Source organism: Gammaproteobacteria bacterium (genome assembly GCA_040183005.1).
In the GTDB taxonomy this organism is placed as follows: Bacteria; Pseudomonadota; Gammaproteobacteria.
Map to the genome: position 1 here is coordinate 16,738 of JAMPIW010000001.1, position 22,275 is coordinate 39,012.

Here is a 22,275-nt window from a genome sequence, read left to right on the forward strand (position 1 = left end):
TTTAACATATCTCCATGGGCAATTTACATCAGGATAGCGCGCGTGCTCTACGACGCCGCGCCCTTACCCGCCCCCGAGCAAATTGCGCAGATTCGCCAGATGCGCCTGGCCGCGCTCCTGGCGAATTTGTGGGTCAACCTCGGTCCCCACGCCTTCCCAGACCAGATCCTCTTCCGGCAACTCCTTCAAAAACCGACTGGGTTCGCAGGTAATCGTCTCGCCGTAGCGTTTACGCTGTCCGGCAAGGGTGAAGGTAAGGGTCTCGCGGGCGCGGGTGATGCCAACATAAGCCAGCCGCCGCTCTTCCTCCACATTGCCTTCCTCGATGCTGGTGCGGTGCGGCAGCAACTCCTCTTCCATGCCGATCAGAAAAACATGCGGAAACTCCAGTCCCTTAGCGGCATGCAGCGTCATCAGGTGTACGCAATCGCTGGTGTTTTCATCCTCACCACGATCCAGGATATCCATCAGCGTCATATGCGAAACCAGGTCGGCCAGGCTTTTTTCCTGCTGATTTTCGCCAAAGCCTTCAGACGGCTCATAAAGGCGCTGCAACCAGGCGATCAGTTCGTTGACGTTTTCCATGCGCCGCTCGGCGGTCTTGAGATCCTTGCAGGTGTCCTTGAGCCAGGTTTCGTAATCCATGGTGCGGATCATATCTTTAACTGCGGCAATGGGGTCACCACGCTTGGCGCGGTCACCCAGGTCCACCAGCCACTCAGAGAAATAGCGGATCTTGGTGACGGCACGTTCGGATAGATGCTGCTCCAATCCCAGCTCGAAGCTTGCGGTCAACAGACTAGTACCACGCGCGGTGGCGTAGTCGGCGAGTTTTTCCAGTGTGGTGGGGCCGATCTCACGGCGCGGCGTGTTCACCACGCGCAGAAACGCGCTGTCGTCATCCGGATTCACCAGAAGACGCAAATAGGCCATAACATCTTTGACTTCGGTGTGCGCGAAAAACGAGGTGCCGCCGCTCAGGAAATAGGGGATGCGCTGCTCGCGCAACATGCGCTCAAAGAGGCGCGACTGGTGATTGCCACGGTAGAGAATAGCGTAATCGCGAAATTCAGTGCGGTGCTTGAATTTGTGGCTGACCAGCTCCGAAACCACCCGCTCCGCCTCATGCTCGTCGTTGCGCGCCTGAATCACTCGGATCTGCGAACCAAAGCCCTTGTCGCTCCACAGCGCCTTCTCGAAGACGTGGGGGTTGTTGGCGATCAGGCGATTGGCGGCCTTGAGGATGCAGCCGGTGGAGCGGTAATTCTGCTCCAACTTGATCACCGTCAAGCGCGGGAAATCGTCCTGCAACAGGGCGAGATTCTCCGGCTGCGCGCCACGCCAGGCATAGACGGATTGGTCATCATCGCCCACCACGGTGAGCGCCCCGCGCGGGCCGACCAGCAGCCGCACCATGCGGTACTGGCTGGCGTTGGTATCCTGATACTCATCAACCAGCAGATAGCGGATGCGGTTTTGCCAGGCATCAAGGATTTCCGGGTGGCTTGCGAACAGCGTCACCGGCTTCAAGATCAAATCGTCGAAATCCATGGCATTGTATGCCTTGAGGTGACGCTCGTACTCGCCATAGACTGCCGAGGCGGCGGTCAATATGGCATCACCGCCCGCCAACTCCAACGCCTGCTCTGGATTGACCACCATGCTTTTCCAGCGCGATATCTGCCATTGAACTTTTTCTGTTTGTTCACCGTCGCCGGAAAATGCCTTGTGCATCAAATCGCGCAGCAGGGTGGCGGAGTCCTGCGCATCAAAAATCGAGAACCCCGACCGGTATCCCAACGCCTTGAACTCGCGACGGATAATATTCAACCCCAAGGTATGAAAGGTAGACACCATCAGTCCGCGGCTATCCTTGCCGCCCAGCAGCTTGCCCGCGCGCTCCTTCATCTCGCGGGCGGCCTTGTTGGTGAAGGTCACGGCAGCGATATGGCGCGGCGCGATGCCGCACTCCTGGATCAGATAGGCGATCTTTTGTGTAATGACGCGCGTCTTGCCGCTGCCCGCACCGGCAAGCACCAGTAATGGGGTATCCAGATGCCGCACGGCGGCGCGTTGGCGGGGGTTTAAGTCGGACATTAAGGGGTCACAGAAGCCTGGGGAAGGGGGCTATTGTAGCTGAACCAGAGGTGCAATACCTTCGTTATCGCACTCTACGTGCGGGCCTGAAATATCCGGTATTGTCATAATACTTTTCCTGCTCATTATCAGGATCGAGGCCGGGCAGGCCTAGTATAGGCAGGGGAGACAGGTCATGGGGCTGGCTCAGCGCCTCGCCAGTGGCGAACATCTGCGCCAATTGGGCATCAAGCCAGGCTAATTGTTCAGCCAATTCCTTGGCAAAGAAATCGTCGTCAACCGGCAGCAGGATGCAATTGGCCGTCATACCGACATAAGGCGCCAAAGCCTTTTCATACAGCGCATGACCAAAGGTGATGCACCGCATCTTTGCCGCAAGCTCGTCGCGCCGCTCCCAGAACAATGTTTTCCAGCGAAAGTCACGGATCAATTGCAGCAAGGACTTATCCGAAGAAACAACAATGGCACCACCTTCATCGAACAGTGAAAGCATATTTTCTATCGCGGAGCGACGCCCCGGCTCGGCCCCGCCACAAAGACGCTGCTTGACTGCAGGAATATGAATAGCGTTAATCACTGCCTTGGTTCTTGGAAATATTAACCACGTGAGAAGTTGAAAAAAATCATGCCAATTTTCGGTCCGGGTTTGTATCTCGCCCGTGATATATATTCTCGGCGCATAATGCTCTTCAAAGCGGCCAGGGCTTGCCTCCTGCCTGATGATTCTTATCGGCTTGCCAGTTGCAGTCAGAATCGGCTCGCCATGGTCATCTAATACACGCTGATAATCATCCAAAGCAGGCCATGCGTCTCTAAACGACGAGAACTCATCCGCCCATCGATGCAAGGGTTCATAGAGGGGTGAGCGGGACGGAAACTCCGGGTCCCATGGTAACTGCAGGCTTCTATTCATGGCGATGTATGCGGCGGTACGCCGCCTGTTCACCGCCCAAACGGACATAAGGCGACAACGTCTGATCAACCATAATCACTCACCCAACCAAACACCTAATGCACCTCGCGGTTACCTGACGTCACCATCCACATAAAACCACCGCCCATCCTCTTTGACGAAGCGGCTGCGCTCATGGAGCCGACAAGACTTCCCATTTACTTTGTAGCGGGCGACAAACTCCACTACACCCTGGGCATCGCCACCTCCACCCGCCTCGGTCACCAGGATTTCCAGGCCACGCCATTTCACGGCCCGCTCCGCATCCAATTCCAGATCCTGGTGCCGGGTGGAGACATGCCAGGTGTGTAATAAATATTTCGCGTCACCGCGCACATACGCGCTATAACGTGAGCGCATCAATGCCTCCGCAGTGGGTGCGGCGGCCGCGCGACCGATATAACGCCCGCAACAGGCCGCATAGTCCTGTCCCAAGCCGCACGGACATAATTGATCAACTTGCCGCATTCCGCCTTAACTCCGGTAAGTTGGCGTTAGAAGCCATCTCCCAACTACCACCCAGGGCGCCACTTGCGCTTGCCACCATGATAGATGCGGCATTTTAACGGAATAGCCCGATCAACCGCCACGGCACAGGTCGAAACAATAAAGCGTGCTGGCTGTAACCCCATTCGCGACTCACCGCTGCAGAGCCGCACAGGACTGGCATCCTCGTAACTGTGATGCGCGGGACGGAGATGGCCGCCACCGAGATTCGTAGGTACAGGCACGCCACGCAGGAATCAAAACAATGCATTGATCCAGGATTCGGCGTGGCTTATGATGCAAGTATCCAGCGCATTCCAGATCCTTTCTTCTCAGGCTTGTCAGTACTAATCGGACACGATGCTTGTATGGTTATACGCCTCTCAATCAACCTACGCCGCTGGCCCGTCATCGCTATGCTTTGGATTGCACTGGCCTCCATAGGCGAAGCGCAAGACGCCAATAGTTCTGGCATTGAACTGTTTGTCGCGGATGGACAATTGATGTCACATCCGTTCCGCGTATTCGTGACACACGATATCACGCCCGATATGCAGCCTCGCTTATTGTTACAGGCCAGCCACACCATCTCGCCTGTGCAGAAGGGGGAGTTTGAAAGAATCAAACCGCGCATAATAGCACGCAACCAGATCAGCACCGAGACGGTGGCTGATCAGAAGGTCCAGATGACGGGAACCCTGCTCTTATTCGATTTGCAGAAGTACCCAGCGCCACCATACAAAGGGATGATTCGCCTTACACCCATACTGGTTTGGTCGGAATCGACACCTACCGGGCCAGTAGAACAAACGGTTGTCGCCTCGCACGAAATCAACCTGGGTAACATCGGGGTAGCCGCCGCATGGGCAGTGGCGATCGTCGGCCTGTTTCTCACGCTGATCGTGCTGCTCGCGAGGCGCACGGGACATCCCGTCATATTATTTTTCTGCGGCAGTGATGGACGGCTGTCGCTCTCGCGCACCCAAGTGGCTTTGTGGACCTTGGCGATTGGCATGGTGGTCGGTGGATATGGATTATTAAAGCTGGATGTGCCAGACATTCCGGAAACGATTGTTGTACTCATGGGGATGTCCTTAGCCACAGGCGGCATTAGCTATGTCAAAGGAGACGGGAAAGGAACAGGCAGCGGCCAGGCGATACAACCTGCTCCATCAGCAGCGATAAAGCCGCAGTTTTGCGACCTTGTCTGTGCTACAGATGAAAACGGCCAGCAACAACTATCATTAGCGCGAGCGCAGATGGTGTTTTGGACCGGCCTGACCGTGGTGCTGTTTATGGTCAAGAGCGTTCTTGATGGCGTGCTATGGGACGTTCCATGGGAAATGGTCGCCCTGATGGGCATGAGCCAGGCAGCCTATCTCAGTCCGAAGCTGGTCACTCAGCCATAGTAGACCGATGCGGTGCTGCCATCATTTTGTCCTACTCCTACATGGTAGGTGAATCACGCATCCCCCTACTCCACTGTCACCGACTTGGCCAGATTACGCGGCTTGTCGACGTCGGTGCCTTTCTGTAATGCCGCATGATAGGCGAGCATTTGCACCGGGATGGCATGGACGATAGGCGAGAGCATGCCGGCATGGCGTGGCGTGCGGATAACGTGAACGCCCTCGCTTTCCGCGAAATGGCTGTCCAGATCGGCGAAGACAAAAAGTTCGCCGCCGCGCGCGCGGACTTCCTGCATATTGGATTTCACCTTTTCGAGCAGCGCGTCATTTGGGGCAATGACGACTACCGGCATGTCACTGTCCACCAGCGCCAGCGGCCCGTGCTTCAGTTCACCGGCGGGATAGGCCTCGGCATGGATATAGGAGATTTCCTTGAGCTTTAACGCGCCTTCCAAGCCGATGGGATAATGGATGCCGCGCCCAAGGAAAAGCGCATGATGCTTGTGCGCGAACGCCTTGGCCCACTCGGCGACCTGAGGCTCCAGATTCAACGCATGCTGCACGCTACCGGGCAGGTGGCGCAACGCGTCGCGATACTCCGCATCCTTCTCCGGCGTCAGCAAACCACGGGTGTTGGCAAGTGTGACTGACAGTACAAACAACGCAGCGAGCTGTGTGGTGAAGGCCTTGGTGGAAGCCACGCCGATCTCCGCACCGGCGCGCGTGTAGAACACCAGACTGGAGGCACGCGGGATAGCGCTTTCCGGTACGTTACAAATGGCCAGTGTCTTGTTCTGCCCCAAAGCCTTGGCATGTTTCAAGGCCTCCATCGTATCCAGTGTTTCACCGGACTGGGAGATGGTGATAATGAGCTGTTTCGAATTCGGCACCGACTCGCGGTAACGATATTCGCTGGCGATTTCCACCGACACCGGTAGCTTGGCGATTGCTTCGATCCAGTACTTGGCGGTGAGTCCCGCATAGTAGCTGGTGCCCGCCGCGAGAATCAGAATGCCGTTTATGTCCTTGAAAATCGCCTCGGCTTCGGCGCCGAACAACAGGGGATTAAAACCTTCGCTGATGACGGGTTCGATGGTGTCGGTGAGCGCGCGCGGCTGCTCATGGATCTCCTTCTGCATGAAATGGCTGTAAGGCCCCAGCTCCATCGAGGCGAGCGAGACATCACTGACATGCACCGGGCGCACGACTTGAGCGCCCGACCTGTCAACGATAGTCACATGATCACGCCCCAGTTCGGCGACATCACCTTCCTCAAGGTAAATCACGCGACGCGTGCTTGAGAGCACGGCAGAGACATCGGATGCAATAAAATTCTCGCCTTCGCCCAACCCTATCAGCAGCGGACAACCCACGCGTGCACAGGTGATGATTTCCGGCGACTTGAGGGCCATCGCGCCAATCGCGAAAGCACCGACCAGCTCAGCCACGGCACGCTGCGTGGCGGCAAACAAATCACCGCATTGCGCATAATGGTGATGAATGAGGTGCGCGATCACCTCGGTATCGGTCTGCGACTCGAAGATATAACCCAAGGACTGGAGGTGCGCGCGGTGCTCGTCGTGATTTTCGATGATGCCGTTATGTACCACCGCGATCTCGCCGTGGGAAATGTGCGGATGGGCGTTGTACTCAGTGACACCGCCGTGGGTCGCCCAGCGGGTATGTCCGATGCCCACCAAACCGTGCAGGCCTTCCTCCGTCGCCTTGGCTTGCATGCCGGCAACGCGGCCCACTGCGCGGACACGCTTGATACCGCCGTTAAGCACCGCCACACCCGCCGAATCATAGCCGCGGTATTCCAGGCGGCTCAAGCCTTCGATCAGGATGGGAACAACGTTGCGCTGCGCAACCGCGCCGATAATGCCACACATGATCTAATCTCCTATTTTTTTTTAATTGGGCGTTTCCACCCAAGGCGCGTTTGTTGCGGCGTACGGCTCAGTGTCAGTTCGCCGGGTGGGGCATCACGGGTGATGGTGGAGCCTGCGCCTATCGTCGCACCGTCACCCACTGTCACTGGCGCGACAAGCTGGGTACTGGAGCCGACAAACACATCATTGCCGATGATAGTGCGATGTTTGTTCGCACCATCGTAGTTACATGTAATCGTACCCGCGCCGATATTCACGTTGCCACCCACAGTGGCATCGCCCACATAACTCAGATGATTAATCTTGGAGCCCTGGCCGATCTCCGATTTCTTGATCTCGACAAAATTGCCGATATGCACATCGGCGGCCAAGCGCGTCTCAGGGCGGATGCGGGCAAACGGCCCAATGCGGCAGTGTGCGCCAATCACGGCATCCTCGATCACGCACTGCGCCAGGATCTCCACGTCATCCCCGATGGCCGCATTGCGTAGCACCACATTTGGACCGATCCGCACGCCGTTGCCCAGCACCACCTTGCCTTCTATTACCACATTCACATCAATCGTCACATCGCTGCCCGCGCTCAGCTCACCACGTACATCAAAGCGGGTTGGATCACGCAAAGTAATGCCGGCAAGCATCAAATGCTCAGCCTGAGCGCGCTGGTAATGACGCTCCACCTCCGCCAGTTGCACCCGGTTGTTGACCCCCATGACCTCAGCCGCCGAGCGTGGCGCGACCGTACTGACCTTCACGCCATCGCGCACCGCCATGGCGATGATATCGGTCAGGTAATATTCACCCTGGGCGTTATTGTTATCGAGCACCGCCAGCCATTTCTGGAGTCTCTCACCCGAGACCGCCAGCATGCCGGTATTGATCTCGGCAATAGCACGCTGCTCTGTACTGGCATCCTTCTCTTCAACAATGCGCACCACGCTGCCCTGATCATCGCGCACAATCCTGCCGTAGCCACGCGGGTCATCCAGCCGCACCGTCAGCAGACCCAGACTATCCTGCTGCGCCACCGCAACCACCTGCCGCAGCGTCTCGGCGCTGATCAACGGCACATCGCCATACAGCACCAACACCGTATCGCCCGCCCCCATATGAGGCAGCGTCTGAGCTACTGCGTGGCCAGTACCGAGCTGTTCGCCCTGCTCCACCCAGACCACCTCCAGATGGGCAAGCGCCGAGCGCACCGCCTCGCCGCCATGGCCGTACACCACCTGGATGCGCCGCGCATCGAGTTGCCGCGCGGCATCCACCACATGCTCCAGCATGGGCTTGCCACCCACCTCATGCAATACTTTGGGCAATTTGGAACGCATCCGCGTCCCTGCACCCGCCGCAAGAATAATGACGTTAAGACTCATAGCGATAACCGATGGATTGAAAAGGGGTTAATAATGCCAGAATTGCAGCACCTGAGAAACTCACAGGACACTCGATGTACTGACTCATCAAATAATGACTTAAATTCACAACCATGAGGCGCAATCAAAACCACACTTTAGCTGCACAAAATGACATTAATTCGGTTTCTTAGAGATTTCAAATCACATAACCCTCGTCGCAAACGTGAAAAGGCCGCAAACAGCGGCCTTTTCATTTTGAATCAGACATCACTCAACCACTTGGGCTTATGGAGAAACAGGCGTACATATTTTACCAAAATACCCGCCTCCCTTCCCAATAAGATCGCCGGTCGCATAGATAGTACCCTTCGCACCCGCATAGACGCCACTACCACCCGTGATCAACATTTGCTCGGTGGAAGAAGAACCTGCAGCCACGCCGGCATCAGCCGTATAGACTTCCCCTCCAGAAAGAGATAACGCAGTTCTCCCAGTAAATAGCCGCCGCGACTCAACAACACCAAACTCATTCGTAACAGCAGGAAGACCCTGCTCATTCAGCATCGCTGGAGTGCCACGCTGTGTCTGCGACCCTTCCAAGGGATGAGTCATTCCCTCGGCCGTCAGCCCCGCAACACCGGAAAGCTTCTGTTTTCCCATCGTAAACTTCACCGAGAAACAGGTGCCAGGCAAATCAACGTAGGCCAAACCCGGGTAGGCTTTTTTGATACCGCACCCGGCATCTGGCACTAAAACCACACTGCCACTCACCAAGTTACAGTGATACTCCTTCGCCTCAGACCCGGCCGTGCTCAACACACCGATCGCCAACAACGTGACAGATGAAATGATTTTATTTTTATTCATAATACCCCCGACCGTTATATTTAAGAAGATTCTGAAAAATTCATCCTAAGAATTTTTCAGCCACGTCCTTGTGCCGCTTAACCTCTGAATAAATCAGGGGTTCCTTAACTAGAAACGGTCATTGGACAGGGCGAGGTACGCAGATCTCGCAGTGAGGGCCTAGTCCTAAAAGGACGTAAGAGGACGCAACAATTGGTATGGCCGCTCCACCGTGAGTACCCGTGAAAGGGGCAATGGGTGGAAATATCTAATCGAGGTCATTCCATGAATGTTGCAACACTCCCTGCACGACTAAAACTGGGCAACCCGCCCGTAGAGGGTTCACTAAGTAAGTAAACCCGCATACCATGTTATAGTAAATTCAAAAATAAATTGATAACTTTTCAGAAAAAGGCAAATTGTCGCATGTGACAGATGGCAGCGAGCCTCTAAACTGCATGGAGGCCCGAAATATTAGAGGGGAACATCTATAGCCAAAGACCCGCGCGTGGATCTCTGGCTATCTGTTACAGCTTGCTACTTAACGACCCAACTTCTTACGCATTTTTTGTATGGTCTGCAGTTGCGCCATTGCCTCTGCAAGCTCGGTCTGCGCCTGAGCATAATCAAACTCGGAAACCTGATCCTGCAGCTTCTGTTCGGCGTGGTGCTTAGCCTCAAGCGCTGCCGCCTCATCAAGATCCTTGGCGCGCTGTGCTGTGTCGCTGAGAATCGTGATGCTATGCGGCTGGATTTCCAGAACTCCGCCAGAAACATAGAAAAACTCTTCTTCGCCTTCAGGGGTACGCACTCTTACCTCACCCGCTTTAAGACGGGTGAGGAGCGGGGCGTGGCGCGGCATGATACCGAGTTCGCCCATCACTCCGGGCGCGAACACCATGTGCGCCGGGCCGGAGAAGATCTCCGCCTCTGCGCTAACGATGTCTACGTGCATGGTCATGGCCATATTTTACTCCTGCGTGGACTACCGGATTAGAGCTTCTTGGCCTTTTCAATGGCCTCTTCAATGGTGCCGACCATGTAAAATGCCTGCTCCGGCAAATGATCATATTCGCCGCTGACGATGCCTTTGAAGCCGGTAATGGTATCCTTCAATGACACGTATTTACCGGGGCTGCCTGTGAACACCTCAGCAACAAAAAACGGCTGTGACAGGAAGCGCTGGATTTTGCGTGCGCGGGATACGGTGAGCTTGTCGGTTTCGGACAGTTCATCCATACCCAGAATCGCGATGATATCCTTCAGCTCTTTGTAACGCTGCAAAGTACCCTGCACGGCGCGGGCTACATCATAGTGCTCCTGGCCGATAACCAGCGGGTCAAGCTGGCGGCTGGTGGAATCCAGCGGATCAATAGCAGGATAAATACCCAGCTCGGCAATCTGGCGCGACAACACCACGGTAGCATCCAAGTGAGCAAAGGTGGTGGCCGGAGACGGATCGGTCAAGTCATCGGCTGGCACGTATACCGCCTGGATGGAGGTGATCGAGCCGGTTTTGGTGGAGGTGATGCGCTCTTGCAACACGCCCATCTCCAGCGCCAACGTAGGCTGATAGCCCACTGCGGAGGGCATACGTCCCAGCAGCGCGGACACTTCGGTACCTGCCAGGGTATAACGGTAAATGTTGTCGATGAACAGCAGCACGTCACGACCTTCCTCACGGAAGAACTCGGCCATGGTCAAGCCGGTAAGCGCTACACGCAGACGGTTTCCGGGCGGCTCGTTCATCTGGCCATAGACCAGCGCCACCTTGTCGAGCACGTTACTCTCGCTCATTTCGTGGTAGAAGTCGTTACCTTCACGGGTACGCTCGCCGACGCCGGCAAACACCGAGTAACCGCTGTGCTCAATAGCGATATTGCGGATCAGCTCCATCATGTTCACGGTCTTGCCAACACCCGCGCCGCCGAACAGACCGACCTTACCGCCTTTAGCGAAGGGGCATACCAGGTCGATCACCTTGATACCGGTTTCCAGCAAATCGGTGGAGGCAGCCAGCTCATCGAAGGCAGGGGCCTTGCGGTGGATACCCCAACGCTGCTCCTCACCAATCGGACCTTTCTCATCAATCGGGCTACCCAGCACGTCCATGATGCGACCCAACGTCTGCTTGCCCACTGGCACGGAAATCGGCGCTCCGGAGTTGGTTACCGCCAGCTCGCGGCGCAGCCCATCGGTCGAACCCATGGCGATGGTACGCACCACGCCGTTGCCGATCTGTTGCTGCACTTCCAGGGTCAGACCTACGTCCGTTACCATCAGTGCATCATAAATCTTGGGCATCGCATCATGCGGAAACTCCACGTCGACCACGGCGCCGATAATCTGTACCACTTTCCCCGAGCTCATTGCTTCAGTTCCTCACACATAAAGATAAAAAAACGATGTCGGTTGGGCTCAACCCAACCACTTGTTATACGGCCGCAGCGCCAGCCACGATCTCGGACAGTTCCTGGGTAATCGCCGCCTGACGCGCCTTGTTGTAGGCCAACTGCAAATCACCAATCAGATCGCCCGCGTTGTCGGAAGCGCTCTTCATCGCCACCATGCGCGCCGCTTGTTCGGAGGAGAGATTTTCCACCACACCCTGATAAACCAACGATTCGATATAGCGCATCAACAAGCCGTCCAGCACGTCTTTGGCATCCGGCTCGTAGAGATAATCCCAATGATGCTTGAGCTGCGGATCATCCACGCCGTGGATCGGCAGCAGTTGCTCGACGTGGGGCCGCTGCGTCATGGTGTTTACAAACTCGTTGTACACCAGGAACAACCGGTCAATTTGACCGGCATCGTAGGCATCCAGCATTACCTTCACCACCCCGATCAGGTCTGCCACCTGAGGTGTATCGCCCAGGTGTGAAGACTGCGCGATGACATTGCCGCCCAGGCGCTTAAAGAAGGCATTGGACTTTGCGCCTATGGTGCACAGATCAATCCTGACACCTTTCTCATTCCACTCGCGCATGGTGCGCACGGTGGCCTTGAACATATTGGCGTTCAGTCCGCCGCACAAACCGCGGTCAGAAGAAATGATGATAAACCCTACACCCTTCTTGACTTCCCGATCCTGCAAATAGGGATGTTTGTACTCCGGATGCGCGTGCGCCAGATGACCGATCACATTGCGGATCTTCTCCGCATAGGGACGCGCGGCATCCATGCGGTCCTGCGCCTTGCGCATCTTGCTGGCGGCCACCATTTCCATGGCGCGGGTGATCTTTTGCGTGTTTTTTACGCTCTTGATCTTAGTGCGGATTTCTTTACCGACGGCCATTTATCTGCTCCTGGTTACCAGACGCTGCTCGCCTTGAAGGCCTTGATCGTCTCGCGCATGCCGTTGGCAATGTCGTTGTTATAATCGCCGCTCTTGTTGATAAGATCCAACAATTCGGCGCTATTGGCTCTGGCATAGGCATGCAAGGCCTGCTCGAAATCCACGACCTTTTTGCGGTCCACATCATCCAAGAAGCCTTCGCTGGCGGCAAACAACGACAACGCCTGCTCGGCAACGGAAAGCGGTGCGTACTGCTTCTGTTTCATCAGCTCGGTGACGCGCTGACCGCGCTCAATCTGCTTGCGGGTCGTCTCATCCAGGTCAGACGCGAACTGGGCGAATGCCGCAAGTTCACGGTACTGAGCCAGATCAAGACGCACACCACCACCGAGTTTCTTGATAATCTTGGTCTGAGCTGCACCACCGACACGTGACACTGACAGGCCGGCGTTGATAGCGGGGCGGACACCGGCATTGAACAGATCGGTTTCGAGGAAGATCTGTCCGTCGGTGATCGAGATCACGTTGGTGGGCACGAATGCCGACACGTCACCGGCCTGGGTCTCAATGATCGGCAGTGCGGTCAGTGAGCCGGTCTTACCCTTGACTTCCCCATTGGTGATCTTTTCCACATGCTCGGCATTGATGCGTGCAGCACGTTCCAGCAGGCGCGAATGCAGGTAGAACACATCGCCCGGATAGGCTTCGCGGCCCGGCGGGCGGCGCAGCAACAACGACACTTGGCGGTAGGCCCAGGCCTGCTTGGTCAGATCGTCATAAACAATCAGTGCATCCTCACCGCGGTCGCGGAAATATTCACCCATCGCGCAGCCGGCATAGGGGGCAATAAACTGCATGGCGGCGGAGTCGGAGGCGCCGGCAGCCACCACGATGGTGTGGGCCAGTGCGCCGTGTTCTTCCAGCTTGCGCACCACGGCGGCAATGGAGGAGGCCTTCTGGCCAACCGCCACATAGATACACTTAACGCCGGTACCTTTCTGGTTGATGATGGCGTCGATGGCCACGGCAGTCTTGCCTGTCTGACGGTCACCGATAATCAGCTCACGCTGACCGCGCCCGATAGGCACCATCGCATCGATAGCTTTTAGACCGGTCTGTACCGGCTGGTTCACCGACTGGCGGCTGATGACGCCCGGCGCCACTTTCTCAATCGGGGACATGCCGCTGGCCTTGATCGGCCCTTTCCCATCAATCGGGATACCCAGGGAATCAACAACACGCCCCAGCAGGCCTTCACCGACCGGCACCTCAAGGATCTTGCCGGTGCACTTGACGCTGTCGCCTTCGCTGATATGCTCGTAGTCGCCCAGAATCACCGCGCCAACCGAATCACGCTCAAGATTGAGCGCCATACCGTAGGTGTTACCAGAAAATTCGATCATTTCACCCTGCATCACGTCGGCCAGACCATGGACACGCGCAATACCATCGGCGACGCTGACCACAGTGCCCTCGGTGCGAGCCTCGGTCACCACCTCGAATTTCTCGATCCGCTGTTTAATCAGCTCGCTGATTTCTGTAGCGCTCAATTGCATTATCTAATCCTCTATAAAACCTTAAATTAGCGAAACCTTGCGTGGCGCGGGGTGCGCCGGTATTTTCATAGTGCGCGGCTTTAAAGTCCGCCCCTACTTTATCCTCTCAGCGCGCCAGAGAGCTTAACCAATTGTCCCTTCACTGAACCGTCGATCACCAAGTCCCCGGCGCGGATAATCGCTCCACCCAGCAAGTCGCTGTCAACTTTGCAGGTCAGGCTGACGTCACGCCCCAAGCGCTTTTTCAGTGCGGCGGCAATATTTTTTTGCTGTTCCTCACTGACCGGGAACGCGGAAACCACCTCAGCCTGCATGGTCCGCTCCGCTTCTGCACGGTAAAACTCATAGAGCGCGGCAATTTCAGGCAGCAGCACCAGGCGGTGGTTCACAATCAACACCTTGATCAGGTTTTGAACACCTGGGGTAAGCCGCGCGCCGCCGATATCCAGCAGCAAGCTCTGCAGCCGGTCACCACGGACCCGAGGATTGGCGATCAGACGCTGCACCCTAATGTCAGCGGTAATCGCCGCCACCAGTTGCAGACTATCGGACCACTCGTGCAATGCCCCCTGGCTGTGCGCCAGATCAAAAATGGCTTGGGCATAAGGGCGGGCAACAGTAGATTTTTCTGCCATGGCTAGATCTGCGCAATTACGTCGTTAAGCACTTCACTGTGCGATTTGGCGTCGATTTCGCGCTTGAGGATCCTCGCGGCACCGGCCATGGCAACAGATGCCACCTGGCCCCGCAACTGTTCCTTGGCGCGATTGGTTTCGCGCTCGATCTCGGCCTGAGCAGCGGCAAGCTGGCGGTCGCCTTCGGCGCGGGCATTAACCCGTGCCTCGTCGACTATTGCATTGGCACGCTTCTCGGCCTGGGCCATGATTTCGGCAGCATTTGCCTTCGCTACTTGCAACTCTTCCTTGGCGCGCTTCTCAGCGAGCTCCAGATCGTGCTTGCCCTTTTCCGCTGCGGCCAAACCATCCGCGATACGTTTCTGGCGCTCGGCCAGCATGGCGGACATCGGTCCCCACAGCACCTTGTTCACAAACCAGATCAACAGCACGAAGGCTATCATCTGGGCTATCAGGGTTGCGGTTATATTCACGTTACATTCCTCTCGGCATGATCACCGTACAAAGCCGACAGAATTAGCCGCCCACCGTCTTGAGCGCAGCTTCCAAGGCGCCAACAAAGGGGTTGGCAAACAGGAACCACATGGCGAACGCCAAGATGATGAAGGGGAAGGATTCCATCAAACCGGCAAAGATAAACATGTTGGTCATCAAGGCAGGGCGCATCTCGGGCTGGCGTGCAATGCCTTCCAAAGTCTTGGCGCAGATCAAGCCCCAGCCAATGGCGGATCCTAAACCAGCGGCGGCCAGGATGACGCCAACGCCAATCGCGGTGTAGGCATAAATTTGTGCAACCATATCGGGTGTCATGTTACTGCTCTCCTCATTGATGAAAATTAAAGATAAAAATCAAAAAACCGCTTTTAATGCTCTTCAGTGTGCGCCATTCCCAGGTAAACGATGGTCAACACCATGAAGATAAACGCCTGCAAGGTGATTACCAGCAGGTGGAATATAAGCCAACCCAGATCCAGCACTACCTGCAGAGGGAACCAGAAGAATGCCGCGGCGCCTACAGTCAATGTGCCGCCGATCAATGCAATCAGCAAAAACACCAGCTCACCGGCAAACAGGTTGCCGAAAAGACGCAACGCCAGACTCAGGGGCTTGGCGAGTTCTTCGATGGTGGTCATGACGACATTGACCGGCACAAAGAACTTGCCGAAGGGGTGGAACAGGAACATTTTGAGGTAGCCCGCAGGGCCTTTGACCTTGATGCTATAGAAAACCACCAGCACGAACACTGTGAGCGACATGGCCAGCGTGGTATTCAGGTCGGTGGTCGGGACTGCCTTCAAATAGGGGATGCCTATGGTAGAAGCGATCAGCGGCAGCAAATCCACTGGGATGAGATCCATGAAATTCATCAGGAACACCCACAGGAAGATGGTCAGCGCCAGTGGGGCAATCAACGGATTGTGGCCGGGGAAGGTATCTTTAACCTGGGTGCTGACGAAATCCAGGATCATCTCAACAAAATTCTGAAAGCCGCTCGGCTTGTCCGGGTTGAGATTGCTACCGACACGCCAGCCAACAAACACGATCAACGCCGCAATCAGGTAGCCGAAAAATATTGTGTCGAGGTGTAGCGACCAGAAACCGGACGCCTGATGCGTAACGGGATCACAGTCGCCGACGCACAGATTGGTCAAGTGGTGCTGAATATACTCAACGGTGCCGCCACCGCCGGAATTATGTGCTGCCTCACTCAAGACTCTATCCCCCACCCAATGCTCAATAAAAAATCTTTAACCGCTCAGCTTGACCGCGAACCGCTTGCGCCCGCCAAATAAACCAACTGCGCTGCGCCAAAACCGGCGATGGTCGCCAACGGCGCAAGCTTGAATACCGCCAAACCCAATCCAAACAGCGCCAGCACCATCACAAAGCGTTGTACTGCGCCCATATAGAGCGTCAGCATGACATGCTTGGGGCCATGCTCGGCCGCCTGCGCTGCTGCGCGGCGCACACCCCGGCGCAACAATAGCGCGGCAGCGATGCTTATGAACGCGCCATACAGCGCGGAGCGCGCCTCCCAGCCACCCTTGCCAAAATAAAACCCCGCAGCGACCAGCAGGCCAACGACCACCTGCAGGACGATGATCTTGCGGGTTTTTTCAGCAATTTCGTGCTCGGCGTTATCCAATCTATCCCCACCTGCTCAACATCTGATGCGCCTTCAGTATGCCACCGACAAAACCGAGACAACCGAAGAGAAACATCAGCAGGGGACGGGTCTCCAACCAAGAATCCAGGGCATACCCCAGAACAAAACCCACAACGACCATTGCCGCCAGGTGGGAGCCAACTCCCACCAGCAACCAACCCATTTGCGGAGGGGTCTTCATGGTGCGCGCGCCGAACAAAAAGACGGGCGGCATTCTAACACTGGGGCAGCACACATCACAACCCCAAACTTTGCCAAAATCGCGGTTCAACCAGACATATGGGAAATAATGGCACTATTTTATGTGCGCCAGGATGCCGTCGAGCTCGTCGAGGCTATTATAATGGATGACCAATTTTCCTGTGCCGCGCGCGCCGTGCTGCACGTCCACCTTGGCGCCAATTTTCTCAGACAAATTTTCCTGCAATTTGCGGATGTCCGGGTCAAGGTGTCTTTTTTCCTTGGACTGCTCGCCCTTTTCTTGGGCGATCAATTGCAAGCGGCGCACCATCTGTTCGGTTTCGCGCACGGATAGCCCCTTGGCAACAACTTGCCGGGCCGCCTCGCCTTGACTCGCGCCTTGCAGGCCCAACAAAGCGCGCGCATGCCCCATCTCCAGGTCGCCGTGCTCAATCAGGCGCTTGACGTCGTCAGCCAGCTCCAGCAAGCGTAGCAGATTGCTCACCGCGGCGCGCGAACGTCCCACTGCTTCGGCGGCCTGCTGGTGGGTCATGGCGAACTCATCAATCAGCCGCTGCAGGGCGTTGGCCTCTTCAAGCGGGTTAAGATTCTCGCGCTGTATATTTTCGATCAGCGACATCGCGATAGCGGCGCGGTCCGGCACGTCGCGCACTATGGCGGGGATCTCCTGTAGACCAGCGAGCTGCGCGGCACGCCAGCGCCGTTCGCCGGCGATAATCTCGTAGCGGCCGTGCTCAGCCAGCGGGCGCACTATGATGGGCTGCACCACGCCCTGGGCGCGGATCGAGCTGGCCAGATCTTCCAGACTTTCCCTATGCATGTCGATGCGTGGCTGATATTTGCCGCGCTGGATCAGATCTACCGGGAGATTGCGCAAATCACCGGCGGCCTCGCCCTCATCCGACCCTATGGGACGGATATCGCCCAACAAGGCGTTAAGACCTTTACCCAAGCCGCGTTTTTTTGTCGACATATGCTTCACGTTTCGAGTAGGCCGGGGTATGCGAAACGCGCTCCCCGGTGTTTAAATTTGAGTATCAGGCAACCACGTTCGCGGCAACCTGACCTGCGTCCGCTTTTTGTTCCCGGCGCAGCACTTCCCCAGCCAGCGCCAGATAGGCCAAGGCGCCGCGCGAGGCCTTATCATACAGCAATACCGGCAAGCCGTGGCTGGGAGCTTCGGCGAGACGCACATTGCGCGGGATCACGGTGCGGTAGAGCTGCTCGCCAAAGTGCTGGGCAAGCTGGTCGGAAACTTCATTGGCAAGATTGTTGCGCGGGTCAAACATGGTGCGCAGCAGGCCTTCGATCCTGAGCTGCGGATTGAGGGTGGCGCGGATCTGCTCAATAGTTTCCATCAGCGCTGTCAAGCCTTCCAGCGCGTAGTACTCGCACTGCATGGGGATGATCACCGAATGCGCCGCCACCATGGCGTTAACGGTAAGCATGTTCAGCGAGGGCGGACAATCTATGATTATGTAGTCGTATTCTGCCTGCACCTGCTCCAGAGCTTGCCGTAGCCGCTGCTCGCGTGCGGCCAAGGGCGGTTTGCCGCGCGCAACGTCGAGGCGTTCGCGTAGCCGCTGCTCGCTCGCAGTTAGGGACATCAAACTCACCTCGGCGGCGGTCAGGTCGGCGTTGGCGGGCATCAGGACGTAACCAGCCTGCCCTGCCGCCACGGTGACGCCTGCCGCTTCCTGCTCGCCAAGCAAAACGTCATAACTGGAGAGCGCCAGGGATTTTTTGTCGACGCCGCTGCCCATGGTAGCGTTCCCTTGAGGGTCGAGATCAACCAGCAGAACACGGCGCTTGGTTGCCGCCAGCGAGGCGGCGAGATTGACGCTGGTGGTCGTCTTGCCGACCCCGCCCTTCTGGTTGGCTACCGCAATAATCCTGGCCATGCGCATTAGTTCGCGCCCCTAGCAGCGACACACACGACATGCCGTTTCGCATCCAGCCCCGGCACAATCAGCGGATGTACGTCAGCCGCCGCGTAACATTCGGGCACTACAGCCATCTCTTGCGCCGGATACTCACCCTTCATGGCGAGCATGACGCCGCCCGCGCGGCACAAACGATCCGTAGCGGTCAGCATGTCAACCAGCTCCGAGAACGCACGCGAGATCACTGTATCGAAGGGTTCGTCAGGACGATAGCTCTCAATCCGGCACGCCTCGACGGTGACATTACTCATCCCCAGATCCGCAACGGCCTGGGTGACAAAACGGGTTTTTTTGCGGTTGCTGTCGAGCAGCACGAAATGTACATCCGGCAGCGCCAACGCCAGCGGAATACCCGGCAGGCCCGCCCCCGTCCCCACATCCAGCACGCGGGGGCCTTTAATGTAGGGCGCCACAGAGAGGCTGTCGAGCAAGTGACGCATAACCATCTGCACAGGATCGCGTACAGCAGTCAGATTGTAGACGCGGTTCCATTTAGACAGCAGCGCCAGGTAGCCAATGAGTTTGGCTTGGGTTTGCGGCGGCAGGGGTAAATTCATCTGCTCCAGGCCGCGCGCCAGCAGCACAGACAAATCTTCGTTATTCGATGCTGTTGCAGCAGGCTCTGTCACGTTAATAGTTAACCTCGGTGCTCTTCCGGTACATATTTCGACCAGTCGTGCCGGCCATCGCCAAATGCAAGAAAGGACGGATTGAGCAGCGAATCCTTGGTGTTGTAGCGCAACGGCCGCAGGCTGGTATCGGTGAGCTGGCCACCCGCCTCCTCGACTACACACTGAGCCGCAGCGGTGTCCCACTCAGAGGTCAGCCCGAGGCGCGGATAAATATCTATTTTACCCTCCGCCACCAGGCAGGACTTGAGCGAGCTGCCGATGCAGATCACCTCGTGATCGGGGAGGTTGGCAAGAAAGGCATCGAACGCCTCGTTGCGATGCGATTGACTGCCTGCCACCGTCACGCGCCCACCGTCGCAAGGCCGCACACGGATCTGCGTGGGATCACCGCCATGTTCTTGCTTATATGCGCCGTCACCTTTGCTCGCGAAATAACAAACACCGCTCACCGGAACATACACCACTCCCAGCACAGCCTGATGGTTCTCAATCAGCGCAATATTGACCGTAAACTCACCGTTGCGCTTGATGAATTCGCGTGTCCCGTCCAACGGGTCCACCAGCCAGTAACGATTCCACGCCGCCCGCTCCGCATAGGGGATGGCCGCCGACTCTTCGGACAACACCGGTACGTCAGGCGTGAGTATTTCCAGGCCTGCCAGGATTGCATCATGCGCAGCCATATCGGCATCAGTGAGTGGGGAGCGATCATATTTGCTCGCGACACTAAAATCCTGCGCATAGACTTCCATGATCCTGCGCCCGGCATCCTCGGCTATGTCGATTACCGGCATGAGCAGCTTAGCAAGGCTTTCAATTATCATCACGCAATAACTCCCTCACCATGAATAGGGCTGCGATTGAACGCGCCTCGGTACAATCTTCACATTCAAGCAATTCGCCAAGACGACTCAGGCGCCACGGCACCACCTCGATCTCCTCCGGCTCATCACCAACAGACTTGCTGGGATACAGATCCTGAGCCAGCACCACATGCGTGGTATGACTCAGATAACCCGGCGCCACCGTCAGCGAAGTGATGTGCCGCAGCTTCTTTGCGGCGTACCCCACCTCTTCGGCAAGCTCACGATTAGCGGCCTCCAGCAGGTCTTCGCCTGGCTCGATGCGGCCCTTGGGCAACGCCAGCTCATAGCGCTGCACCCCGGCAGCGTATTCGCGGATCAGCAACACGGTATCCTCGTCCAGCATCGGCACGGCAAGCACCGCGCCACGACTAGAGCCTTTTAACCGCTCATATTGCACAACGACCCCGTTGGAAAACTCCAGGTCCATTTGCTCAATGTGAAAGAGCCGCGTCTTGGCTATCGTCTGCGCATCCAAGATCCGAGGGGGTTTACGCATGCCTGGTTTCTGAGTGAGTTTGAGAGGGTCCGGAACAGGATTCTACCGGATTATACCGCGTTATTCTTCTGGAGGCCTTGAAAAATCTCCGGCAGCCTTTCAGTTGTTGACGCAACTTGAAATGTGGGACACTCACATGCCATTCAACCTAAAAATAGCAATCGGCTGATGGTTATCGGAGAAGAAAGCATGGGAATTACGTTTGACATCCAGAGCGTCCCGCCCACAGCCACTGACATCGCGACTGCACGTGAACAACTCTTGCGAGACAAGGTTGTGCTCGAACACCGGGACTGGAAGCTTTTTCTGGCGATGATTATAGTCATGGTCGCACTGTTAATTCTGGCACTGACTGTGGGCCGCCCGCTCCTTGAGCCAGGAAAAAGCAGCTCCATCATTGTTACCTCACTCGTCCTTTTTACCCCGTACATCGTTTTCTGGGTGTTCGCCATCTACGGCAACATTCGCCAGAAGCAAGTGGATACGCCAAAGAAGGACGTGAATAACACCCTTGCGTCTTTGGCCGAACTCGCCCCTGATGAAACCGCAAGAATTGCTGCCTGGAACCATCAGGACGCCATTATTGCCGCCTATCAAGCACTGGCCGCCGCCCAGGGAAGGCCACTTGTTCAGGGAGAAGCAGATGCCATGAAGCACTGGGTAGACGCTCATGCCAACGTGCCTGCGGCAGAAGATTAACGTAGAGACCTTCAGGCCATGTACATCACCGAACATTTCAAAGAAACAGACCCAGAGCGCATCACCGTAAAGGTGACAATGTCAGCGCGCTGATCGAAGACTATCCCTTTGGCACGCTGGTGACCGCTCCCGGCTGTGCTAAAACCACTCGGCCGAAGACCAGCAGCGCGTGGCTGATGAATTGAGCCAGTCGCCAAATTTACTTGAAGTTGCCGTGGCAAAGTTAATGGCGGGGGCAAACGATGCAGAGCACTAACATCATTGCGGCTCCGTTGACATATTGCAGCCGGCCAAATGTCAACAGAACCTGACAGCCTGACGGACTTAGACGATCTTAAAAATAGAGCGGCTTAATCGTCATGATGGTCACGGCCGCGGTGCTTGCGTTTGTAATGCCCGCGATGCCGGCCACGGTCATGGCCGCGGTCATAATAATGGCCATCACCGACAACCACCCTTCTTTCCACAACCCGCTCGCCCCTATTAGTAGCTATCGCCGTGCCAGCCGCGGCGCCAATGGCGCTACCGATGATGGCCGTGTTGCGCCCACCCGCTGCTGAGCCAATCGCCGCGCCGGCGGCACCGCCCAAGGCGCCACCGATCACCGCGCTGCCATCCACACCGTCTGCGTGAGCCGGGGCAATCATGCTTACCGACACCAGCAACGCCAATCCGGCAAAATTTATACGACTCATGGTTTTTCTCTCCTTGGGCGAAAAAATGACAAGATAGATTATGCAAT

The 22,275-nt window shown here is 56.5% G+C and carries 24 protein-coding genes; 2 read left to right on the plus strand and 22 right to left on the minus strand.

The window, feature by feature from the left end; all coding sequences use genetic code 11:
* Positions 1-63: 63 nt before the first annotated feature.
* The 3 genes from rep to M3A44_00095 form a co-directional block, all read right to left on the minus strand.
* The gene (rep, locus tag M3A44_00085; protein ID MEQ6340072.1) at positions 64-2,097 is read right to left on the minus strand and encodes a DNA helicase Rep; all 2,034 of its coding nucleotides are present in this window, start codon (positions 2,095-2,097) and stop codon (positions 64-66) included.
* Between the two features lie 64 nt (positions 2,098-2,161).
* On the minus strand, positions 2,162-2,893 hold the full coding sequence (locus M3A44_00090) for a DUF3025 domain-containing protein (GenBank protein ID MEQ6340073.1): 732 nt from the start codon (positions 2,891-2,893) through the stop codon (positions 2,162-2,164).
* Positions 2,894-3,121: 228 nt separating this feature from the next.
* On the minus strand, positions 3,122-3,517 hold the full coding sequence (locus M3A44_00095; protein MEQ6340074.1) for a YchJ family metal-binding protein: 396 nt from the start codon (positions 3,515-3,517) through the stop codon (positions 3,122-3,124).
* A 230-nt stretch (positions 3,518-3,747) separates the two neighbouring features.
* Here M3A44_00095 and M3A44_00100 point away from each other — a divergent pair, with 230 nt between their 5' ends.
* A complete protein-coding gene (locus M3A44_00100) occupies positions 3,748-4,944 on the plus strand; it encodes a hypothetical protein (GenBank protein MEQ6340075.1) in 1,197 nt (398 codons plus the stop codon).
* 65 nt (positions 4,945-5,009) lie between these two features.
* Here M3A44_00100 and glmS read toward each other — a convergent pair whose 3' ends face one another.
* The 18 genes from glmS to nudE form a co-directional block, all read right to left on the minus strand.
* Positions 5,010-6,836, minus strand: a complete 1,827-nt coding sequence (gene glmS / locus M3A44_00105) for a glutamine--fructose-6-phosphate transaminase (isomerizing) (GenBank protein ID MEQ6340076.1) — start codon at positions 6,834-6,836, stop codon at positions 5,010-5,012.
* Between the two features lie 11 nt (positions 6,837-6,847).
* Positions 6,848-8,212 carry a bifunctional UDP-N-acetylglucosamine diphosphorylase/glucosamine-1-phosphate N-acetyltransferase GlmU gene (gene glmU, locus M3A44_00110; protein ID MEQ6340077.1) on the minus strand — a complete coding sequence of 455 codons (1,365 nt, stop codon included), beginning with the start codon at positions 8,210-8,212 and terminating at the stop codon, positions 6,848-6,850.
* A gap of 267 nt (positions 8,213-8,479) precedes the next feature.
* Positions 8,480-9,061 carry a hypothetical protein gene (locus M3A44_00115; GenBank protein ID MEQ6340078.1) on the minus strand — a complete coding sequence of 194 codons (582 nt, stop codon included), beginning with the start codon at positions 9,059-9,061 and terminating at the stop codon, positions 8,480-8,482.
* A gap of 520 nt (positions 9,062-9,581) precedes the next feature.
* The gene (locus tag M3A44_00120) at positions 9,582-10,007 is read right to left on the minus strand and encodes a F0F1 ATP synthase subunit epsilon (GenBank protein MEQ6340079.1); all 426 of its coding nucleotides are present in this window, start codon (positions 10,005-10,007) and stop codon (positions 9,582-9,584) included.
* 26 nt (positions 10,008-10,033) lie between these two features.
* Entirely contained in the window at positions 10,034-11,410 is a 1,377-nt protein-coding gene (gene atpD / locus M3A44_00125) for a F0F1 ATP synthase subunit beta (protein ID MEQ6340080.1), read from the minus strand.
* A 64-nt stretch (positions 11,411-11,474) separates the two neighbouring features.
* Positions 11,475-12,338, minus strand: a complete 864-nt coding sequence (gene atpG, locus M3A44_00130) for a F0F1 ATP synthase subunit gamma (GenBank protein MEQ6340081.1) — start codon at positions 12,336-12,338, stop codon at positions 11,475-11,477.
* A gap of 14 nt (positions 12,339-12,352) precedes the next feature.
* Complete coding sequence (gene atpA / locus M3A44_00135; GenBank protein ID MEQ6340082.1) at positions 12,353-13,894, minus strand: F0F1 ATP synthase subunit alpha; 1,542 nt, start codon at positions 13,892-13,894, stop codon at positions 12,353-12,355.
* Positions 13,895-13,992: 98 nt separating this feature from the next.
* Positions 13,993-14,529, minus strand: coding sequence for a F0F1 ATP synthase subunit delta (locus tag M3A44_00140; GenBank protein ID MEQ6340083.1), 537 nt, complete (start codon positions 14,527-14,529; stop codon positions 13,993-13,995).
* Between the two features lie 2 nt (positions 14,530-14,531).
* Entirely contained in the window at positions 14,532-15,002 is a 471-nt protein-coding gene (locus tag M3A44_00145; protein MEQ6340084.1) for a F0F1 ATP synthase subunit B, read from the minus strand.
* 43 nt (positions 15,003-15,045) lie between these two features.
* On the minus strand, positions 15,046-15,339 hold the full coding sequence (atpE, locus tag M3A44_00150) for a F0F1 ATP synthase subunit C (GenBank protein ID MEQ6340085.1): 294 nt from the start codon (positions 15,337-15,339) through the stop codon (positions 15,046-15,048).
* A 53-nt stretch (positions 15,340-15,392) separates the two neighbouring features.
* A complete protein-coding gene (gene atpB, locus M3A44_00155) occupies positions 15,393-16,241 on the minus strand; it encodes a F0F1 ATP synthase subunit A (protein ID MEQ6340086.1) in 849 nt (282 codons plus the stop codon).
* A 44-nt stretch (positions 16,242-16,285) separates the two neighbouring features.
* Positions 16,286-16,675 (minus strand): ATP synthase subunit I, encoded by a 390-nt coding sequence (locus M3A44_00160; protein MEQ6340087.1) that lies wholly within the window; start codon positions 16,673-16,675, stop codon positions 16,286-16,288.
* A 1-nt stretch (position 16,676) separates the two neighbouring features.
* Positions 16,677-16,877, minus strand: a complete 201-nt coding sequence (locus M3A44_00165; protein ID MEQ6340088.1) for an AtpZ/AtpI family protein — start codon at positions 16,875-16,877, stop codon at positions 16,677-16,679.
* A 114-nt stretch (positions 16,878-16,991) separates the two neighbouring features.
* Positions 16,992-17,870: a ParB/RepB/Spo0J family partition protein gene (locus M3A44_00170; GenBank protein ID MEQ6340089.1), complete on the minus strand. Its 879-nt coding sequence runs from the start codon at positions 17,868-17,870 to the stop codon at positions 16,992-16,994.
* Positions 17,871-17,934: 64 nt separating this feature from the next.
* Positions 17,935-18,798, minus strand: a complete 864-nt coding sequence (locus M3A44_00175; protein MEQ6340090.1) for a ParA family protein — start codon at positions 18,796-18,798, stop codon at positions 17,935-17,937.
* 5 nt (positions 18,799-18,803) lie between these two features.
* Complete coding sequence (gene rsmG, locus M3A44_00180; GenBank protein ID MEQ6340091.1) at positions 18,804-19,469, minus strand: 16S rRNA (guanine(527)-N(7))-methyltransferase RsmG; 666 nt, start codon at positions 19,467-19,469, stop codon at positions 18,804-18,806.
* 8 nt (positions 19,470-19,477) lie between these two features.
* A complete protein-coding gene (gene cysQ, locus M3A44_00185; protein MEQ6340092.1) occupies positions 19,478-20,296 on the minus strand; it encodes a 3'(2'),5'-bisphosphate nucleotidase CysQ in 819 nt (272 codons plus the stop codon).
* Positions 20,286-20,834 carry an ADP compounds hydrolase NudE gene (nudE, locus tag M3A44_00190; protein ID MEQ6340093.1) on the minus strand — a complete coding sequence of 183 codons (549 nt, stop codon included), beginning with the start codon at positions 20,832-20,834 and terminating at the stop codon, positions 20,286-20,288. The genes cysQ and nudE overlap by 11 nt, the downstream gene beginning before the upstream one ends.
* Before the next feature lie 189 nt (positions 20,835-21,023).
* Here nudE and M3A44_00195 point away from each other — a divergent pair, with 189 nt between their 5' ends.
* Positions 21,024-21,533: a hypothetical protein gene (locus tag M3A44_00195; protein MEQ6340094.1), complete on the plus strand. Its 510-nt coding sequence runs from the start codon at positions 21,024-21,026 to the stop codon at positions 21,531-21,533.
* Positions 21,534-21,883: 350 nt separating this feature from the next.
* Here M3A44_00195 and M3A44_00200 read toward each other — a convergent pair whose 3' ends face one another.
* Entirely contained in the window at positions 21,884-22,228 is a 345-nt protein-coding gene (locus M3A44_00200) for a hypothetical protein (protein ID MEQ6340095.1), read from the minus strand.
* Between the last annotated feature and the right edge of the window lie 47 nt (positions 22,229-22,275).

Coding starts and splice junctions, on each gene's coding strand:
- M3A44_00120 (MEQ6340079.1), bottom strand. CDS start 10,007: ATGGCCATGACCATGCACGTAGACATCGTTAGCGCAGAGGCGGAGATC.
- M3A44_00195 (MEQ6340094.1), top strand. CDS start 21,024: ATGGGAATTACGTTTGACATCCAGAGCGTCCCGCCCACAGCCACTGAC.
- M3A44_00095 (MEQ6340074.1), bottom strand. CDS start 3,517: ATGCGGCAAGTTGATCAATTATGTCCGTGCGGCTTGGGACAGGACTAT.
- atpE (MEQ6340085.1), bottom strand. CDS start 15,339: ATGACACCCGATATGGTTGCACAAATTTATGCCTACACCGCGATTGGC.
- M3A44_00100 (MEQ6340075.1), top strand. CDS start 3,748: ATGGCCGCCACCGAGATTCGTAGGTACAGGCACGCCACGCAGGAATCA.
- M3A44_00200 (MEQ6340095.1), bottom strand. CDS start 22,228: ATGAGTCGTATAAATTTTGCCGGATTGGCGTTGCTGGTGTCGGTAAGC.
- M3A44_00165 (MEQ6340088.1), bottom strand. CDS start 16,877: ATGAAGACCCCTCCGCAAATGGGTTGGTTGCTGGTGGGAGTTGGCTCC.
- M3A44_00115 (MEQ6340078.1), bottom strand. CDS start 9,061: ATGAATAAAAATAAAATCATTTCATCTGTCACGTTGTTGGCGATCGGT.
- nudE (MEQ6340093.1), bottom strand. CDS start 20,834: ATGCGTAAACCCCCTCGGATCTTGGATGCGCAGACGATAGCCAAGACG.
- atpA (MEQ6340082.1), bottom strand. CDS start 13,894: ATGCAATTGAGCGCTACAGAAATCAGCGAGCTGATTAAACAGCGGATC.
- M3A44_00175 (MEQ6340090.1), bottom strand. CDS start 18,798: ATGGCCAGGATTATTGCGGTAGCCAACCAGAAGGGCGGGGTCGGCAAG.
- atpD (MEQ6340080.1), bottom strand. CDS start 11,410: ATGAGCTCGGGGAAAGTGGTACAGATTATCGGCGCCGTGGTCGACGTG.
- rep (MEQ6340072.1), bottom strand. CDS start 2,097: ATGTCCGACTTAAACCCCCGCCAACGCGCCGCCGTGCGGCATCTGGAT.
- M3A44_00170 (MEQ6340089.1), bottom strand. CDS start 17,870: ATGTCGACAAAAAAACGCGGCTTGGGTAAAGGTCTTAACGCCTTGTTG.
- glmS (MEQ6340076.1), bottom strand. CDS start 6,836: ATGTGTGGCATTATCGGCGCGGTTGCGCAGCGCAACGTTGTTCCCATC.
- cysQ (MEQ6340092.1), bottom strand. CDS start 20,296: ATGATAATTGAAAGCCTTGCTAAGCTGCTCATGCCGGTAATCGACATA.
- M3A44_00140 (MEQ6340083.1), bottom strand. CDS start 14,529: ATGGCAGAAAAATCTACTGTTGCCCGCCCTTATGCCCAAGCCATTTTT.
- atpG (MEQ6340081.1), bottom strand. CDS start 12,338: ATGGCCGTCGGTAAAGAAATCCGCACTAAGATCAAGAGCGTAAAAAAC.
- glmU (MEQ6340077.1), bottom strand. CDS start 8,212: ATGAGTCTTAACGTCATTATTCTTGCGGCGGGTGCAGGGACGCGGATG.